The organism is Desulfosarcina cetonica JCM 12296, assembly GCF_001311845.1.
In the GTDB taxonomy this organism is placed as follows: domain Bacteria; phylum Desulfobacterota; class Desulfobacteria; order Desulfobacterales; family Desulfosarcinaceae; genus Desulfosarcina; species Desulfosarcina cetonica.
In genome coordinates this window covers 1-1028 of the sequence record NZ_BBCC01000482.1, presented here as the reverse complement: position 1 = coordinate 1028, position 1028 = coordinate 1, and the positions used below count along the sequence as shown (strand labels likewise).

The window sequence follows — 1028 nt, the reverse complement described above, 5'->3', positions numbered from 1 at the left end:
GGTGGCTAACCCTTACAGAAAGCCATTACTGACTTCCTCCCGACAGGGACTTGCACCCTGCAAGATGCGCCGAGCTTTGCTCGGCGCGATAACGCCGAAGTAAGGAGCAGCCAGGGCTTCCACTGAAATTATAAACAACTGCTGGCTTTCAGCTTGAAACAATTTTCCAAGCGCGCCCGGCCCTGGCTGTCGCCTTGACTGCCTTGTTATGTTTTATGTAGTGATTTTCGCAACCTCTTAACCAAACGTCTTGATTCCGCTACAATAATTTTGTAAGCACCTTCAAGGTGTTCTTCTGCTTTTTTTGTGGGGTCATCGTTAGATTTAACGGCTTCATCAAAAAGATTAGAAACCTTTGTGAAAAATTCTTCAATATCTGACGCAAGTTCATCATCATCAGACAGTAAAATGGCCTCTGCAGCAAATGAATATCCTGAAAACGCATCTTCTCTAGTGTTGAATGTTTTACCCAACGAAAGCATCTCTTCTGCAAGTTTGGAATATACTCTCAGCCTTTGATCGCGTAGCCATTTCTTTTTCTCTGTTTCCCTGATGGAGCGCTGAAGCCATATAATATCGAGCAGTTTGGTCAATAAAGCACCGATACCAACAGCACTAATTATTTGCAACCAATCCATTCAATTCTCCAAAACATAGTTTAGACGCCCTAATAGCCGTCTTATAATACGCCCATTTTGCAGACGAAATCGGTTTAGAAGCCTGATTAGGCTTCTATTTCCAGCGCATGTCGGATTAGAAGCCCAATTGGGCTTCTAATAATTTGACTATTGGGGCCATTTGGTCTATTATTGTGAACAAATGTTATCATTTGATCTTTACAAGACTAAATTATTGGAACAAATCGGGCATATGTAAAATACAATTATACCAAATTCCCCTATAATTCAAAAATATTATAGCCATTATACAGATCTCGAAGGCGCCACGAATTTGATTTTAACGATGGATGCCATCTTAATCAAAACCAGAACATTTCATACTCATGGGTTGATCGTTATTCATATCCA

The 1028-nt window shown here is 40.7% G+C and carries 1 protein-coding gene; it reads right to left on the bottom strand.

Translation table 11 applies throughout. The features are described 5' to 3' along the window. Nucleotides 1-206: 206 nt before the first annotated feature. Nucleotides 207-638: a hypothetical protein gene (locus tag JCM12296_RS35115; RefSeq protein WP_054702828.1), complete on the bottom strand. Its 432-nt coding sequence runs from the start codon at nt 636-638 to the stop codon at nt 207-209. Between the last annotated feature and the right edge of the window lie 390 nt (nt 639-1028).